Source organism: Klebsiella sp. WP3-W18-ESBL-02, assembly GCF_014168815.1.
GTDB lineage: Bacteria > Pseudomonadota > Gammaproteobacteria > Enterobacterales > Enterobacteriaceae > Kluyvera > Kluyvera ascorbata_B.
On record NZ_AP021972.1, the window covers coordinates 2,498,486 to 2,513,679 of the forward strand.

A 15,194-nucleotide genomic window follows, 5' to 3' on the forward strand; every position below is an offset into this window, starting at 1 on the left:
GGAAAGTGTCTGAGAGGCATGCAGAACAGCCGCGTGTGGCGGCTGTTAAGTGATGAGGAGTTACTGATTGTCGCCGAACTCGCTTTTGATTTGCTCTTCAGCCTGCTCCAGCCACATCTCCAGATCGTCAGTATCAAGGGCATCAATCTCCCCCGGCTGAAATCTAAACCACCTCGCCAGCAGCCCCTGCGCCTGCATCAGCGTTTTCGTCGCTCTTACCCAGCCCAGTGACTTGCTGAAATCGTTTCTGCAGCTCCATGTAGTCAGCAAGATCCATGTTATCGAGGTCTTCCGGGAGAATACCGGTACTGCGGGCAATCAGCGGTTCGTCCCAGTCAGCCGGGTCTTTGCTGATTTTGCGTACCTGTTTCAGGTCTTTGACCGTCAGGCGTTTCAGTTCAACCTGCTCAACTCTGGTGCCAGCAGCTGTGGTGAAGGGGTAAGACAGCTTAAAAGTATCGGATTGGGTTTGTGACATGATCGTGCTCCTGTGTAAGTTCAGAGCAGTATGTCCGGTGGTGGGACTGACAGATATTAAAGGGGATTAAGAAGAAAGGGGCCGAAGCCCCTTTGGTATCAGTGAGTGCGAAAGCCTTTGCAGTTACGCAGGAAGGCAATGAGAAGCGCCTTTCCTTCAGATTTGCCGATGCCGGTGAACCAGTGGTCAGGTGGCTCCCATGCCTCAATCAGGTCAGCGAGCTTTCGTGCTTTAGAGCGTGTGCAGTCAATCGGGTCATTGGTTTTCTGGGTATTAAAAAGGTTTTCCACTCCCGGAATATCGAGGATGGTAAACCAGGTGCCATTTCCCATGCCAATCGAACCACAGTTCCCGCCTTTATCTTCGATCTCAACGGTCATCGTGGTTCCCCGATGCCAACTGGGACTTCAGCCTGTATCCCTCAAACTGCCACAGCGCTTCAGTCGCATTGTGCTGCGCTTTAGCGATGGCTACTTTCCTGCCGGTCTCTTCATCAAACAGCCCCGGATGCGCCGTGGCGCTGAATCCACTGCTGACCATAAAGCCATCCGGCATCAGTGCAACAGCAATGGTCAGCGTGGTGCCCGGAAAGTGGTGGGTCTGATAATTCAGCGACGCTACCAGGTCGTCTATCGTTTTGCGCTCAACTTTGGGGACCACCATATTACCCCCCGATATTGATACGGTAGTCGGTCAATTGGTCAACGCCGCCGACGCGGAAGATGTTGGCCAGATAGTCCAGCTCCAGCAGCTCTTCACCATCCAGTACCTGCTTGATGTACGTGCAGGTGAAGCTACTGGAGAACTCGGCGTTCTCGTGCTGTTTGAACGTCCCCAGCGGGTTCTTCTTGAACATGATTGTCAGGAAGGTGACCAGCGGAATTTCGTCAATCAACCCCTGCGAACTGTAGCGCTGGACGCTGGAGCGACACTGCAGCGCCAGCGACTTATACGGGTTCGCAGCAGACAGCATCGCGTCGCGGTAAAAGCTGTTCCACTTGATCTCGCCCTCAAGCTTGTCGAAGCCTGCCGGGAGTTCCACTTTGCCCACCATCCCCAGCGCCTTATGCTCCTGCATGGTCATGGAGACGTCCGGGAGTTTGACCTCCTCGGCCCGGCCCAGCAGGTTAGCGCCATCCAGGTAGATGTTGGCATTCGTGATGCGGTTGATCTCAATCTTTGCCATCAGCTATTCCCCTTCAGGGTTAACAGATATTCCGAGGTGATCTCGGTCTCAAACGTCAGTCGCTCCAGCGGTGGTGGTGGCGTGTATTTGTAGCTCAGCAACAGGTGACCGGCGGCAAGCTCCGTCTCTTCGTTGCGGGCCGGATCAAACCAGCAGCTGAAGCCCAGCAGCGCACCGTCGCCAATCAGCTTGCGACCGTAGGCGTTGACCGACTCCGTCAGCGCATCAATCAGCGCCTGGGTAATCGGCATGTCGATGTACTGCTGGCTGAAGTAACGCAGGGACTCGTTGATCACATCACCGGTACGGCGAACGTTCTCAAAGTTGCGCATATGGGTGACCGTTGGCCATGCCGCCATACGGTTGCCCCACAGACGCAGGCCGCTGCCGTAGCTGCTGAAGACCGTGGTGATGCCCTGCTCGTTGAGCAGGTTCACCTCGCTCTGCGGGTCGTCAATCATTGCCGACAGCTGGCGCTCCACGCCGGTGATACCCAGAATTTCCTGGTTGGAGGACGACCACCAGTAGCCCTTGTCCAGGTCGACTTTGGCACGCAGACCTGCAGCACGCTGGCTCAGCGGCTCCAGCCGTTCGCTGTTGGTGGCCGCGTCGTACACCTTGACGTGCGGGTAGCACAGACGGACGCGGTCGGAGCTGGTGTTGAAGTTAATGGTGCCTTCCGGGCCACGCCCCGCCAGAGCCTGCGCAAAAGTGGTACCAATCGGCGCGTCGATGTAGGTCACCGCGCCCAGCTTCTCAGCCATGGCGATAAGCTCAACCGAGACGCTGTTCTGGGTGCAGAAGACCGGGGCAATCAGTATTTTTGCGAAGTAGCCAAACAGGTTGAAGCTATCGTTAAGTAGCTTCATGCCGGTACGGTTGCCCGCAGCGTTAACGGCACCGATGATATCAGCCGGGGTGACTTTAGTTGGATCAGCATAGTTATAGCTGGCCTTCACCGTTGCATCTGCGGCAATGCTCTTACCAAGGTTGGTAATCACTCCGGTCTGTGCATCAAGCGAGTAGTCCTGACCTTCCACATAAGGCTGGCCATCGCTGTCCGGTTTCAGTACCAGCTGCGCGACCACCGGATTAGCCAGCTGTGCCTTGCCCGTCGCTTTGTCAAACGTCACATCTTCATCGGACACAGCGGTTTTATGCACAGCCGGATCAAGCACGTTAATGACCAGAACGGTGCCTGCCCCATGGTCGTAGATCGCATCCAGCGCCTGCGGAATGGTAAAGCCGGTGAGCTGGCTGCCAAACGCCGCTGCATCTTTCTCAGACAGGCACTGCACCAGCGTATTGACGTCCCCCATCGGGGCGGTACCAATCAGGCCAATGACGGCAGACTTCACCGTTTTTACCGGGCGGGCACCGTTTTCCACCTCAATGGTTTCGACGCCATGCAGATAGTTAGCTGCCATGGGAGTCCTCCGTTTTCACATCGTTGTCGCCGGCGTTCCTGCGCTTTGGTGACTGCACAACCGGTGTGCTGGCGGGTTTAGTCTCTTCAGATACCGGTGTCAGATGCTTCAGCGCCACCAGTACCTTCACATAGTCATGCTCCTCCGGCAGGGAAACATTCTTCCCCGGCCAGAGCAGGATTTCGGTTCCGTCCGACAGCGTGACGCCGCTGGCCGGGCCGGAATAGCGGTATTCTTTCATCACTCGCTTTCCTCATAGTTCACTTCGGTTAACAGCGGGCCGGACGGTAAATCGCTGTCTTCGATAAAGACGCTTTCAGTGGCAAAGTCGAGGGCGTACTGCCACAGCCCCTTGACCTCACCGATAAACACCTCGCGGGTCAGCCAGATGCGACGGCGGCAGTTCGGCGGGGTGTAGCCACCGAGGATGCGACGGACTGCATCCAGAACGTCAATCGCGCCTCTTTTACCGTTGAGCTGGCGGAAAACTACCGTGACGCAGAGCTGGATAGTCTGAGTCTGGAGCACCGCACCGATATCATTCGGCTTATCGAAGCGCGACCCGGCATAGCTCACCAGTAGCGCCCCAACCGGATGATTCAGGCGATACTCAGCCGGTTTCTCCGGGAAGTACTCCACCTGCAGCTGCGGCAGCTTCTCCCGTAACCGGGTCAGTACTGCATCGAGGACGGGCAGAACGTTCATCAGTATTTCTCCAGTAAGCCATCGCGCCCGCCAAAGGTGGGGCGACGTGCCCGCGCCCGGATTTCACCGGACTCAGGCACGTCTTTTTGAGTGGACTGCAGCCCCAGCGTCAGCTTGTTGTCACGCAACCCCTCCAGCTGTCGCCGGGCCTCTTTGTGGTCATCCTTCACGGTATCCGGGACAGCCCCTTCCGGGCGGCGGGTGTAGAGCCGGTAACGCACCAGCGTGATGGCAATATCCCGCAGAACGGTCGGTATCTCCGCCAGCGGCAGGGTATAGCGTCCGCGCAGATGGGCATCAATCAGCTCATCTGCATAGCGAATACAGCTGTCCACCACCTCAGTTTTCACCGTCGCGGGCGAGTCGAAGTCCAGCTCCTCGTTGGTGAGCTGGATAAGCGTCCGCTCAGGCACCTGCTCAAGCAAATCCGCGAGGGTGCAGTACATATCACACCCCGCGCAGGATGCGGATAACGTCGCCTTCGGCCAGTGCCTCATCCAGCGCAACCCCGGCAGAAATGCCTGCCGGGGTCTCACCGGCTGCGGGGACTTGAGGAACGGCGCAGGCGTTCGCATCCGACTGAACGATCTGCCCTCTGGAGACTGCCGCACCGGCCTCGACGGCAACAATACCCAGTACGTTGACTGGCGTTACATCACCGGCAGCGGCATCCACCTCTGCCACGCCGAGCGCGACGGCTCCGGCATGACAGGGCGCGTTATCTGCACCGACAAAGCGCTGTTGCGTCAGCGCCGCGCTGGCCGTCACGGTAGTGGTCAGAATGACCTGTTGAGTTGTACCCATGACCGTCTCCTTATTTCACAATGTTGGTGACGAGATACCCGGCATCGCCACCGACCACAGCGACTTTGTAGATATCGGTATAACGGCAGTACTTCACCTTGCCGCCGACGCCGTCATACTTATCCGCCACCGGCATCCCTTTACGGCGCAGGGTGTAACCGAAGGACGGTTCGTTTTCGTCGGCGCTGTCGGTTCCCGGCTGGGGTTTGCCGACGTAATGCAGCATCAGGTTGTCGCCCCAGATATCGGTCGGGGCTTTGTCCTTGTTCTGCGCGTCTTTCATGGAGGCCATGGAGACCGGCTCGCCGATCGCCACATCTTCCAGCTGGAAAAGGTCTTTCAGAATTTCGATGGTGATACGCTTGCGCTCGTTAGCTCCAATCGCGGCCTGAATCGCCGGGTGGAACTTCAGCAGCGACATGACGCTTGCCCCCATGGTCATCAGGTTCGGACGCAGGCCGGTGGCGTTACGTACCGCCTCAATCCCGCCTTCAATGACGCCAATCGGGTCACCCTTACCACCGCCCCAGCGGTCAGCCGCAGCCAGCGCTTTGACGTTAGCCGCGCGATAGACGTTTTTGTCCTGGGCCAGACGGGCCGCATACAGTTCGCGCTTCAGGTTGACGCCGCTCGTCACACGGCGAATGGCTTTGGCCTCTTCGTTGAACATCGACTCCGCCTGCTCGCGATAGTCCACCGGCGCAGCCAGATCGTGCTCGTTGAGAACCAGGTCCAGCTTGCCGGTTTTCTCGCGCACCAGAACGTTACTGTCAGCCCCCACGGCACGCTCGGTGTCGTACTCCACAAAAGCGGATTTACCGAAGGTCGGCACGGTCACACCTTCCTTATCGGTAAGGACAATGGGGAAGATGCGTTCGCCGATGAACGCGGCATTTTTATAACCGCGTGCGATGCTGGTCAGCACCGGGTCAACGACGCGCTTACCCTTTAAATAGTCAGACATGTTCTCTCCTTAATTACAGGCAGCGGGAGACAGCAGCGTCGTAGCTGATGCCTTCTTTTTTCGACAGTTCCAGCGCTTTCTGATGCAGCGCCAGACGTTCCGGGTCGGCTTCAGCAAACTCCGCTGACGTCGTTTTGATATCCGTGCTCACGCGGTCTTTGGTCGCATGCTCACTGAAATTCAGTACCGGATCAGTGCTGTCCAGCAGCGTCTTAAACGCCGTGGCCAGCGGGGTGCGGGTATCGCCTTCGGCAAACTCAACCGGCTTGTCTCCTGCAGAGACCGCGTCAAGAATGGCAACAACAACCGGTTTTGCTGCCGGGGTCAGGCGACCCGCGCCGACCAGCTTCTCGGCAAAGGAGACGTTGTCCGCGTGCAGCTTGTCCTGCCTGGTCTTTGCTTCCTGTTCCGCCCGCTGGGTGGCTTCCGCTTTCAGACGCGTGTTTTCCGCCTGAAGCGCTTTGATTTCTTCTTCAGTCATGGTGCTGTTCTCTTGTTGAGGGTTGGGATTGTGTTCACTGAAGTCCGGTTCAGACTTCCCGGTGTCGCGGTAAGCCTCTTCGCGCAGGGAATCAACCTGCCATGAAGGAAGTACCTTGTCGGTCTCGTCCAGCCCGAACTGGGCGATCAGAAAATCGCGCAGACGGCCCCATAAAGAGGCATTGGTGATATCACTCCAGTCGGCAAACTCCACGACGCCTTCTTCTTTCTCACCAAACGAGACCTGCTTCAGCCCCTTAATGGAAGGTGGCTGCGCCCCCAGAAAGCCGACATGACGCAGGTAAAGCGTGCCGGGCTTCGGGTTGTTCGGTGAGTCAGGGAGATAGAATGAGGCGGAGACCTTCTTGAAGCGTCCGTTGCCCACCAGTTCGGCAAACTGCGGGTCGAGCTGGTCAGGCTCTGCCAGCAGATCGCCGCCGCTAAGCGACAGGGATTTCACCCAGCCCCACGCCGGGTCTTCCGTTTTGGGGTGGCCAATAACGAGTGGTGCTTCATGGACGGACGGGTCATAGGCTTTCACGCAGGCGGCAAGATCGCTTTGCGTGAACGGCAGTTTCGTGCCGTGCATATCGGTATGAGTACCGGCTTTAAAAATGTGAATGGCTGGCATTTTGCTGTCCCGCGTTACGTTGTCGGGGACAGTCTGTGGAAAAAGCATCAGCAGCGCTTTTAATCTGCTTTAGAAAAAATCGGGGGTATCAGTACGGGGAATGTCACGCTGCGGGCGAATAGTGGTGCAAAGCGGGGGCTGTAAAGCCTTTATAAAGGTAATACAGCCCCTCAGCGGCTGGCAATGATAAATCACCCGCCTGTAGAGACAAAACTCAGCGACGGGCCGCTGCTTCAAGATGGCGGACAATCGTATCGAGGATGGGGACAACCACTTCAGGCTGCAGCTCACCGTCCCCTGTCAGCGGCAGGAACGGACGGGCCGGAAGTTCAACGGACTCATTACGCCCCGTTTTACCACCGAACTGGTGAATCGGCCCATAAACGACATTAGTGCCAACCGCTGCCTGCCGGTCGTCATGGTCGGTTGATACCGACCCCATCAGACGCCCGGTATCCTGCAGTGTTTGTCCGTCGCGCTCTTCTGCTGCCAGCGAGGGAGTCCACCCCGGACGCCCCTCATCGAGAAAGTTAAACTGCGTCTCCGCCAGCAGGGTTCCGGCGATTTTGCGCATCGCGGGTTCCAGGTCTGTGGCAGCCAGGTCCAGCGCACGGAGGCTCCGGCGCAGGGATTCATCGTTAATGGTGATATTGACCAGGTTATCGGAAGCCATCGTTATCCTCTCAGTTCCTGCTGTGCCAGCGGCTGAAGCGTACCCTGATAGCGGGCAAGGTCGGGACGGTATGCAGCCCCCGGCGCGTAAGACCAGCCGACGTCGGTGGCCACCTTCGTGGTACCGGTATTGAAGGTGGCGACGTTCTGCATCTCGCCTGTTTTCTCTGAGACCAGCTTCAGCTCCCAGCCCATGGCTGAGCCAGAATCTGACACCTTCAGGCCACGGGCACGCACATCCGCCGCGCTCAGGGCAATGACGCCACAGCGGCAGCGCCAGCCGTTCGGCGGGTAGAACGCCTGCCAGAACGGGTCATCATAGCGCAGCACCAGACCATGCAGCGCCAGATGGCTCTTGCGGGTATGGCTGTCGTTGATGCCGGTATACATCCAGTACGGCCTGTCGTCGACGTTCTCCATCTGCTCCGCCCAGCGACCGGCGCTGTAGAGTACGGACATATTGGTGCGAAAGATGGTGTCGAGCCGCCACGGGCTGCCCTGCTGGATGGTGACCGGCTCGCCCGTTACCGGGTCGGTGGTGTCACGTGGCCCCCACCATCCCTTGCGCTGCAGCTCCGGCTCCAGCTGCTGGCGGAACCAGCGGTCAGTCTTGCCCTCATCCAGTGCCTGCTGCAGGGCGCTCCTGATATCTTCCAGAATATCCAGCCGGGTCACTTTGGCGACGGTAAAGGCGCGGGCATGGGCATCCTGCCACATCTCCTCCCAGTCCCACGTGAAGCTATACCCTTTGGACTTCAGGTAGCTGACAGCCCGTTTTGGGGGCAGCGTCATGCAGTACGCCAGTTCAGCCGTTGTCACGCTCATGCAGACGCCCCCAGACAGTTGCAACAAACATGATACGGGCCAGCCGTTCCTGCAGGTCATCCGCATTCATCTGCGGGTACAGTTCAGCCAGCGCCCCCAGCAGCTCAGACGGGTTAACGCCGTCTTTCACCTGGTTAAAGAGCGGTTCCAGCACCGGCGCAAGTACGCCGTTTAAGGTGCCACCGTTCATCAGAATATCCAGCGCATCATCGAGATCCTGCTGGGCCTGAATATCGGCATCTATGGCCTCGGCGAACGACAGCGGCAGCGTGTTCTTCTGGCGCTCTGACGGTGGTGTCTCGTCAATATCGCCGTCCTGCAACTGGTATTCACGCTTGAAGTATTGCGGGGTGAAGACCACACCGGCGCGGCTGAGCTTCTCGTCGCGGGTTGCCTGAGTATCGTCGACCGTTCCCTGTTCCCACATCTTCCAGACGGGGCTGGCCACATCGCCAAAGTTCATTGATACCGCCATCCTGATGGCCTGATTCACCGAGCTTTCCACGATATCAGCGTCAGCGTCACGGATATCATCGGTGACCTCCAGTCCGGCCTGCGCGGAGGCGCGGTTACTGTTGGCCTCGGTGGTCTGGTTCTGCCCCAGCAGGGCGATGGAGATTTCACTGCGGGCAAGCGTAATCAGGTTCTGATAAATATCGCTGCTGTCGGCCTTGCCTGCGGCCTCCTTGATTTCAATGGAGGAATCGTCAGGAATGGCGGCCACCGCGTCTTCCACCATTGCCTCCATGGAGTCCAGCAGCAGGTCAATCTCACCCTGGGCTGTCCCGCGCGGATGCTTGCCGATGACCCACGGTGAACCGTATTTCTCGGCAAAACGCACCCAGAATTTCATGCCGCCTTTTTTGAATGTCACGGGCCAGAAGCACATTGACAGGTCAGGGAAGCCATACGGGTTGTCGTAGGTCGCGTCCTGACGCGGTACCACGAACTTGTTCAGCGGTACCGGCTCGCCTTCCAGCCCGGCGTCTTTTGCCCGAAAACGCAGCAGGTTGTCATTGTCGAACTGGAACCACTCTGGCGGCTTACCCACGATATCGGCGATGCCCCAGGATTTAACAGAACGCCCCCACATGATCTCACAGGGCTGATACCCGTAGAGAACAGCGTCGGTCATCTCGCCGATGATGCGGGACAAATCCAGATCGTCGAGCATATCCCGGATGAAGCTGAATACCCGCGCCGGGGCATGACCGCGCTCAAGACCACGCTCCAGCGACTTGACCGCCGCCTTACGCCTGCGGATGCAGCCACCAACCAGCGGGTCGGTACGCAGTTCACGATAGATGCGGATATCCCGGCCCTGAGATTTCAGAATGGGGTCAGGGTTAGGCAGGTACATTCCCAGCCCGAAGAAGTCGATAGAGCGGCTGCGCGAGGCGATCTGCTCCGTCAGCGTTTTATTGGGTTCGGCAAAAGAGACAAACTCATTGGGTGAAACCCAAAGTCCACGGGCCATCAGTAATCCTCCAGCATACGGGCCGCCTGACGACGACGGCGTGAGCTTGCCTTCACCGGCCCTTTGTTAATTTCACGGCTGGCGAAGTACGCCAGCGCCAGCGCGATGGCTGAATCCCCGTGACGTTTGCCACTGTCAGACTTCGCTTTTGAGCGCTGTTCCGGCACGCGGGGAACGCCGTTGACCACCTGAACGGCCCGCAAGTCGTCCAGCGTGTCTTCATCCTTCGGTAAATCCACCAGGTTGCCATCTTCCAGCGCAGCCTTGACTGGCGGCATATGCTCGCGATACCAGTTTTCAGTAGGCATAACCTGCTTAACCCGGCTGGAGCCGTAGCGCTGCATGGCGTATTCGGCGAGGTAAGAGCCGTTACCACGGGCATCGAGCGCCGCGCCCATCAGGTTTGGCAGGCCGTCCATCAGATACCACGCGATTTGCTCCTGCTGTTTGAACGGCACGTTGCGCAGCTCCAGCACGAACGGTACGCGGCGTACCAGGTTTTTCTCCTGCAGCAGGGGATAGTCCACTGACAGGTCACCGCTGCGGCCAAAGTCACGCCCCAAAAACGAGCGGGCATCGGCGGGAAGCGCCTCCAGTAGTGGTTTCAGATTCTCATCTAGCCAGTCCTGCGTCTCGCTCCACCGAACGTCGTCGGGCTTCAGCTCATAGCCCTCCGGGCAGGTCAGGCGCAACACCGGTGTGCCTGCCGACATACGGGACTCAATCAGGGCGCGGGATAGCCAGGCGCCGCCTCCGTTGGCCGGGACACAGTCAAGCTCCTCGGATGCACCGGCACCGTAGAATTTGTATACCGATGCCATCCACGCCTGCTCGGACGCTTGCGACCATTCTTTCCCGGTACGCAGGCAGACGCGGTGGAACAGTCCCTCCGCCACGGCCTCCTGGAAAGTAATACGATGTACACTGCCCCCCTGACGTCCGGCCCGGATATCACCGATAAGCGTATTGAACGGGTTATCATCACCGTCATGGGTGGAGATAACGCGGACTTTACCGCCCCAGATGAGCATCGCCAGTGCCGCCTTCAGCAGCTCGTCCAGCTGCTCGTGGAACGCCGCTTCGTCGATAACAATGATGCCCTGACGGCCACGCAGGTTAGACGGACGGCTTGAGAGCGCAACAACGCGGAAGCCCGAATCAGGGAATTTGATGGTGTAGGTCTTGATGTGCTTGTCGTCTTCGTCCTCTTCCCAGAAACCCTCTTCGATTTCGCTGGCGGCATAGTTGAATGCCCGTGCCCACATCGCACACGCCTGGATATATTCGACGGTCATGTCCTGGTTATAGGCGATGTAATACACGTTCATCCCGCCCGCAGGTGCTGAAGAGGCTGCGGTCAGAACATCATCGGACGCTTCAGCCCAGGTGATACCGGTACGGCGGCTCTTCTCAATCACCTTGAGCGGCGACGTATCAGCCACCCAGCGCTGCTGGTAAGGCATCAGAACGGCGGGGATATCCAGCGCCGAGGTATCAGGCAAAACGGGAGCAAGCTGGCTCATGTGGCAATCCCCAGAATTTCACGGCGCAGCGCCTGTACCGCATCGGTTGACAGACCACCCTTACGGGCAATCTTCTCGGCGTTGCTGGCCGCCTGCTGCGCTCTGGCCCGGACTTCGGACTGGAACTTCTTGAGGTTGACGGACGCGCGGGACAGCGTGGCCACGTTCTTCGCCACCTTCGACAGCAGCGCCACGCGCTCTTTGGGGTCGACTTCGCCTTCTTCCGCTTCCTGCAGTTGGACGATGCTCTCGAACAGCTCGGTCTGAATCAGGGCGATCACCGCCTCCGAACGCGCATCCTGATCGTCAGCAGCTCCCTCGGTCAGCATGCGGGCCGCTTCGGTAGCCGCACGGATGGCACCATAGCGGCGCTCAATCTTCTGGCCATAGCGATGGATAGCCGATTTGCTGATGACGTAACCCTGCTCACGCAGCAGGGACTCCAGCTCGTTATACCCACTGAAGCCGGATTCAGTCAGCGCCCGCTCAAGCCAGCGACGCACATCTTCCGGCAGCTTTTCTATCGTGCTGCGTCTGGCCATCATTCACTCCAGTACTTTTCCGGGCGGGCGATGCCGGGGCCGCATTCCACGGTGTATTCCACCAGGTCGACGCCGAGGCGGGTCAGGTCGGCAAACCAGTCGCCGGAGGGTTTTTTCTCCAGATCAACCATCTTGCGGTCGGCCAGATAATCCAGCTCACGGCGCAGCTCCAGCGGCGTGGTGTCCGGGTAGATGGCGCGGGACACGTCCAGCAGCAGCGTCTCGCTGGCGGTGTACGGGCGGGTTTTGTTCAGAGCAACCAGCAGACTCCAGCGCAGGGATTCCCGGCGCACTCGGGCGATATCAACCATGGTGACCTCCTGTATGACGGTACTGCTGTACCACTTCCAGTTTGTTGTAGAGTGCGTCCAGCTTGGCCTCGATGACCGTCTGGCCACGGATGTAATCCTCGCGGCGGACGTAGTTCAGCGGTAAATCCGCCTTAAACCGCATAAATTCTTTTTCCAGCTCGCCCCAGTTGGAGGCGGACTGTTGCAGCGACTGCTCAAGGGAGGCGAACCGCGCCGCCTGACGCTCCTCCGCTTTACTGAACAGCCACTTGGCCATACCGCCGACAAAGCTCATGAAGGTGATGAGAAAGCCCACCACCGTCCAGAATTCAACCTGCAACGTCATTTCTGTAATCCTTCCCGTTCGTCCAGCAGCTGGTTTATCTGGCTGCGCCAGATGCGGCACTGCTTCGCGTTGTCGATGATGTTGGCGAGGACGTCACGCTGGGAGACGCCTGAGTCGCGTAGCCAGGCGTCAGCGGCTTCAGGTTGCCCGGACGCTGCGCGAGTGCCGGTGCCAGCGGCGGCAGTTGTGTCTGAATGACCGGTGTCGACGGATGCGTTGTCATATCCGAGCGCGGTGTTGTACTGGCGCACGAAACCGCGAGTAAACACGCACTCAATGGGATGGCTCTTACCTTTTTCATCAATCCAGCGCTGTGTGACATCGTTAATTTGCCCCTGTAGTTGTTTTTTCTGGCTCTCAAGCTGAGCAATCTGCTCAAGGTAACTGGCTTCGGCCTGATGGCCTGCGGCAACCTGCTCCTGATACCGCTTTGCCCAGGCCCGCAGCGCTGCGTTCTCAAGCGTGGTCTGTTCGGTTTTGTAGGTATCAAACGCTGACTGCAGCCGACTGAGCGCTGCGTCACCGTCACGTTTTGCGTCCTCAGAACCGTCGTGATAGCCCCAGCGGTTCAGCCCATAAAGAGCAGCCACCAGAACAATCGCCAGCACCATGCCGCGCCACGGCAATCTTTTAACCAGGTTCCACACAGCTGCTGCCTCCCCATGTGAGATAGCGCGGAGCCAGCTCCCGCAGGATGCGCTGCGGATAGTGGCGGTTCTCCCGCCAGTTGGCGGCGCTACGTCCGGCATTCACCGTGGCGACATGGCCAAACCAGCGGGCACTGTCCAGCCCTTTCTGTGAGGCCAGCCGTTTGTCCCGCTGTACCCAGCCCAGACCGCCGTTATAGCCCGACAGCGTCATGGCCATACGCTCACAGTTGCTGGCGGCGCTGACGCGCTGCCACAGCCAGCGGTCATAGCTGACCAGCGCCCGGATGGCCCATGCCGGATTAAACGGCTCATGGCTGTTCAGCCCCGGCATCAGCTGACTTATCCAGTCAGCGGTGGCGGGCATAAACTGCGCCAGCCCCTGAGCGCCAACCGGCGAGACCGCATCAGGTCGCCAGCCGCTTTCCTGATGCAGCTGCGCGGCGAAATCGGCCACCGGCGCAGACAGTCCCCATTCAAGCCGGGCATTACGGATCACATCGTCGCGATACTGCAGAGCGGCCTGTGGCGGCTGGGCTGCGCGGGCCTGACTGAAGAAACCGCCACACCAGAGCAGCCAGGCAATCACCAGGTTGCCAGCGAGCTGCCACCAGAAGCTGTATTTATCGTTGCGTGGCTCGCCATGCTTGATGGCGGTTACGCCCAGACCAAAGGCGAGCAGGATGATGAGGGTGATTTGAGGCCAGTTCATGGTCACAGCCCCGTAGCCACGGCCAGACAGACCGCTGCAACAATCAACGCACGGCGGATTAGCGCAGCGGAAAAGACCAGGTGAAGGCCAGTCTGGACGGGGAAGCGACCATCAGCCATCAGCCTGTCATCGTGCTTCAGGTACTGACCGGGGCGGGATTTGGGGAAAAGCGAACGGTCAAGCCAGTAGCCCAGCACAGCCGCCAGCGTGATGAGCGACAGCTTGTAGACAACCACCGGCAACTGCTGGGGCGATACCAGACCGATGGTGCCGAGTAACAGCACAGAGGTCAGCAGCCAGCCGCTGAGACGGGGCTTTTTAACAGGGGGAATGAATTTTTTCAGGTTTTTCATGAGTGTCTCCTTGTTGTGTGGGAGACAGCATCACAAATGTGGCGGGATACGGATTTTAAAGCGCGTTATAAGTGTTCGCAGAGGGAAGCGGCCAGAATGGTGGCACACAAAACACAGGGGAGGCAAGCACGATGACTGAACCGAAACAGCCCGGTTTTAAAAAAGGGTTCCTCTTTGGGATCAGAACCGGAGAGAAAAATAAAACTTACACGCTAAGCGTGGATGCATGTTGCCCAACCGAAGCGATTGCAGAACTGAAAAACGCGCTGGTTGCACTTGAAGAGAGAAGAAGTCATTTCGCCAGCGGAGAAAACAACGTCATGATGATTGGCAATGTGGCGGCGACATCACGATTTAAAGCCGCACCTAATCCTGCTACTCAGTTATCCTGCGACCAACGAATACTGGAAGCGGAATCAGCAGTTCCCAGAACGGTTCTTCCTCACCAGTCTTAACCGGAGCCGCTTCTCCCGACCAGTAAAGCCAGGCCCGGTGATACAGTTCCAGCACCGGGCAATCACTGTTCAATAACCTCATATCTCCGCGATGCACCGGCTCATCTGTGATGACTTCATATATCGGTGCCGTTCTGATTTCCTCTTCGCCTCTCTCATCGGCCAGTAATCCCTGGAACTTCCTGACTTCACTCAGATGCTGACAGGCAAACAGTGACTGGTAGCGGGAGGGTTTGTCAGGAAAATGGCTACGGCGAACTAACTCAAACACCAGACCGATCAGCAGACTTCTGCTGACTCCGCTGTCATCTTCCATTTTAGGGCCGGGGTTATAGAGATAGTGATGACCGTGCTTGGAAAGACCATCGGGATACATCTGATGCAGGAAGGCGGCTAACTCAGGCGCTTCAGGTTCGTATTTTCCGGTAATTACATGACAAGGCGAAGGCAGACGATTAGCGGAATCAAGTGTGTAATACGTTCCCATTCAGAAAACAATCCTTATCGAACAAACACTGCACGTAGGTAAGACATCCAGTAAATCGCGTTAATAGAAATCAGGTATCCCGAAACTTCACTCTGACAGTGAAAGAACGACCAGCCCGGTGCTCGAACACCGGGCTGGTCATCAACCCACAGGTATGCACTGTGAGCCGACCAGGGTTCAGTCAGTCTCG

Annotated in this window: 24 protein-coding genes; 1 reads left to right on the top strand and 23 read right to left on the bottom strand. The window is 58.2% G+C overall.

Annotated features, from left to right (window positions below; translation table 11 throughout):
- Positions 1-60: 60 nt before the first annotated feature.
- The 22 genes from H7R56_RS11855 to H7R56_RS11960 form a co-directional block, all read right to left on the bottom strand.
- Positions 61-198, bottom strand: coding sequence for a GpE family phage tail protein (locus H7R56_RS11855; protein WP_001148841.1), 138 nt, complete (start codon positions 196-198; stop codon positions 61-63).
- Positions 164-478, bottom strand: a complete 315-nt coding sequence (locus H7R56_RS11860; RefSeq protein ID WP_000084225.1) for a phage tail assembly protein — start codon at positions 476-478, stop codon at positions 164-166. Before H7R56_RS11860 ends, H7R56_RS11855 begins: the two co-directional genes overlap by 35 nt.
- 98 nt (positions 479-576) lie before the next feature.
- Complete coding sequence (locus H7R56_RS11865; RefSeq protein ID WP_000215406.1) at positions 577-858, bottom strand: hypothetical protein; 282 nt, start codon at positions 856-858, stop codon at positions 577-579.
- Positions 848-1,141 (bottom strand): Gp49 family protein, encoded by a 294-nt coding sequence (locus tag H7R56_RS11870; protein WP_048994552.1) that lies wholly within the window; start codon positions 1,139-1,141, stop codon positions 848-850. Before H7R56_RS11870 ends, H7R56_RS11865 begins: the two co-directional genes overlap by 11 nt.
- 1 nt (position 1,142) lies before the next feature.
- Positions 1,143-1,667 (bottom strand): phage major tail tube protein, encoded by a 525-nt coding sequence (locus H7R56_RS11875; protein ID WP_162837902.1) that lies wholly within the window; start codon positions 1,665-1,667, stop codon positions 1,143-1,145.
- On the bottom strand, positions 1,664-3,091 hold the full coding sequence (locus tag H7R56_RS11880) for a phage tail sheath subtilisin-like domain-containing protein (RefSeq protein ID WP_048994553.1): 1,428 nt from the start codon (positions 3,089-3,091) through the stop codon (positions 1,664-1,666). The genes H7R56_RS11875 and H7R56_RS11880 overlap by 4 nt, the downstream gene beginning before the upstream one ends.
- Positions 3,081-3,332, bottom strand: a complete 252-nt coding sequence (locus tag H7R56_RS11885; RefSeq protein ID WP_000666495.1) for a hypothetical protein — start codon at positions 3,330-3,332, stop codon at positions 3,081-3,083. Before H7R56_RS11885 ends, H7R56_RS11880 begins: the two co-directional genes overlap by 11 nt.
- Positions 3,332-3,796 carry a Gp37 family protein gene (locus H7R56_RS11890; protein WP_001101809.1) on the bottom strand — a complete coding sequence of 155 codons (465 nt, stop codon included), beginning with the start codon at positions 3,794-3,796 and terminating at the stop codon, positions 3,332-3,334. Before H7R56_RS11890 ends, H7R56_RS11885 begins: the two co-directional genes overlap by 1 nt.
- On the bottom strand, positions 3,796-4,242 hold the full coding sequence (locus H7R56_RS11895; protein WP_000271666.1) for a gp436 family protein: 447 nt from the start codon (positions 4,240-4,242) through the stop codon (positions 3,796-3,798). The genes H7R56_RS11890 and H7R56_RS11895 overlap by 1 nt, the downstream gene beginning before the upstream one ends.
- Before the next feature lies 1 nt (position 4,243).
- Positions 4,244-4,600, bottom strand: a complete 357-nt coding sequence (locus H7R56_RS11900) for a DUF2190 family protein (RefSeq protein ID WP_048994554.1) — start codon at positions 4,598-4,600, stop codon at positions 4,244-4,246.
- Between the two features lie 10 nt (positions 4,601-4,610).
- Positions 4,611-5,564, bottom strand: a complete 954-nt coding sequence (locus H7R56_RS11905; protein ID WP_048994555.1) for a hypothetical protein — start codon at positions 5,562-5,564, stop codon at positions 4,611-4,613.
- Positions 5,565-5,577: 13 nt separating this feature from the next.
- Entirely contained in the window at positions 5,578-6,675 is a 1,098-nt protein-coding gene (locus H7R56_RS11910; protein WP_048994556.1) for a hypothetical protein, read from the bottom strand.
- A gap of 214 nt (positions 6,676-6,889) precedes the next feature.
- Positions 6,890-7,348: a phage virion morphogenesis protein gene (locus tag H7R56_RS11915; protein WP_006122439.1), complete on the bottom strand. Its 459-nt coding sequence runs from the start codon at positions 7,346-7,348 to the stop codon at positions 6,890-6,892.
- Between the two features lie 2 nt (positions 7,349-7,350).
- Positions 7,351-8,172, bottom strand: coding sequence for a phage head morphogenesis protein (locus tag H7R56_RS11920; RefSeq protein WP_032637445.1), 822 nt, complete (start codon positions 8,170-8,172; stop codon positions 7,351-7,353).
- Positions 8,153-9,649 (bottom strand): DUF935 domain-containing protein, encoded by a 1,497-nt coding sequence (locus H7R56_RS11925; RefSeq protein ID WP_048994557.1) that lies wholly within the window; start codon positions 9,647-9,649, stop codon positions 8,153-8,155. The genes H7R56_RS11920 and H7R56_RS11925 overlap by 20 nt, the downstream gene beginning before the upstream one ends.
- On the bottom strand, positions 9,649-11,172 hold the full coding sequence (locus H7R56_RS11930) for a Mu-like prophage FluMu protein gp28 (RefSeq protein ID WP_048994558.1): 1,524 nt from the start codon (positions 11,170-11,172) through the stop codon (positions 9,649-9,651). The genes H7R56_RS11925 and H7R56_RS11930 overlap by 1 nt, the downstream gene beginning before the upstream one ends.
- Entirely contained in the window at positions 11,169-11,714 is a 546-nt protein-coding gene (locus tag H7R56_RS11935; protein ID WP_011410682.1) for a DUF3486 family protein, read from the bottom strand. Before H7R56_RS11935 ends, H7R56_RS11930 begins: the two co-directional genes overlap by 4 nt.
- Positions 11,714-12,025 carry a hypothetical protein gene (locus H7R56_RS11940; protein WP_006122433.1) on the bottom strand — a complete coding sequence of 104 codons (312 nt, stop codon included), beginning with the start codon at positions 12,023-12,025 and terminating at the stop codon, positions 11,714-11,716. The genes H7R56_RS11935 and H7R56_RS11940 overlap by 1 nt, the downstream gene beginning before the upstream one ends.
- Positions 12,018-12,350, bottom strand: a complete 333-nt coding sequence (locus H7R56_RS11945) for a hypothetical protein (RefSeq protein WP_000175096.1) — start codon at positions 12,348-12,350, stop codon at positions 12,018-12,020. Before H7R56_RS11945 ends, H7R56_RS11940 begins: the two co-directional genes overlap by 8 nt.
- Positions 12,347-12,997 carry a lysis system spanin subunit gene (locus H7R56_RS11950; RefSeq protein ID WP_048994559.1) on the bottom strand — a complete coding sequence of 217 codons (651 nt, stop codon included), beginning with the start codon at positions 12,995-12,997 and terminating at the stop codon, positions 12,347-12,349. The genes H7R56_RS11945 and H7R56_RS11950 overlap by 4 nt, the downstream gene beginning before the upstream one ends.
- Positions 12,981-13,709: a transglycosylase SLT domain-containing protein gene (locus H7R56_RS11955; protein WP_048994560.1), complete on the bottom strand. Its 729-nt coding sequence runs from the start codon at positions 13,707-13,709 to the stop codon at positions 12,981-12,983. The genes H7R56_RS11950 and H7R56_RS11955 overlap by 17 nt, the downstream gene beginning before the upstream one ends.
- 2 nt (positions 13,710-13,711) lie before the next feature.
- Positions 13,712-14,062: a putative holin gene (locus tag H7R56_RS11960; RefSeq protein WP_048994561.1), complete on the bottom strand. Its 351-nt coding sequence runs from the start codon at positions 14,060-14,062 to the stop codon at positions 13,712-13,714.
- Positions 14,063-14,193: 131 nt separating this feature from the next.
- Between H7R56_RS11960 and H7R56_RS11965 the strand changes: the two genes are divergently transcribed.
- Positions 14,194-14,517, top strand: coding sequence for a hypothetical protein (locus tag H7R56_RS11965; protein WP_024160641.1), 324 nt, complete (start codon positions 14,194-14,196; stop codon positions 14,515-14,517).
- Here the strand turns inward: H7R56_RS11965 and H7R56_RS11970 are convergent.
- On the bottom strand, positions 14,438-15,004 hold the full coding sequence (locus H7R56_RS11970) for a DUF2441 domain-containing protein (RefSeq protein ID WP_048994562.1): 567 nt from the start codon (positions 15,002-15,004) through the stop codon (positions 14,438-14,440). The two genes, H7R56_RS11965 and H7R56_RS11970, sit on opposite strands and share 80 nt — an antisense overlap.
- Positions 15,005-15,194: the final 190 nt, after the last annotated feature.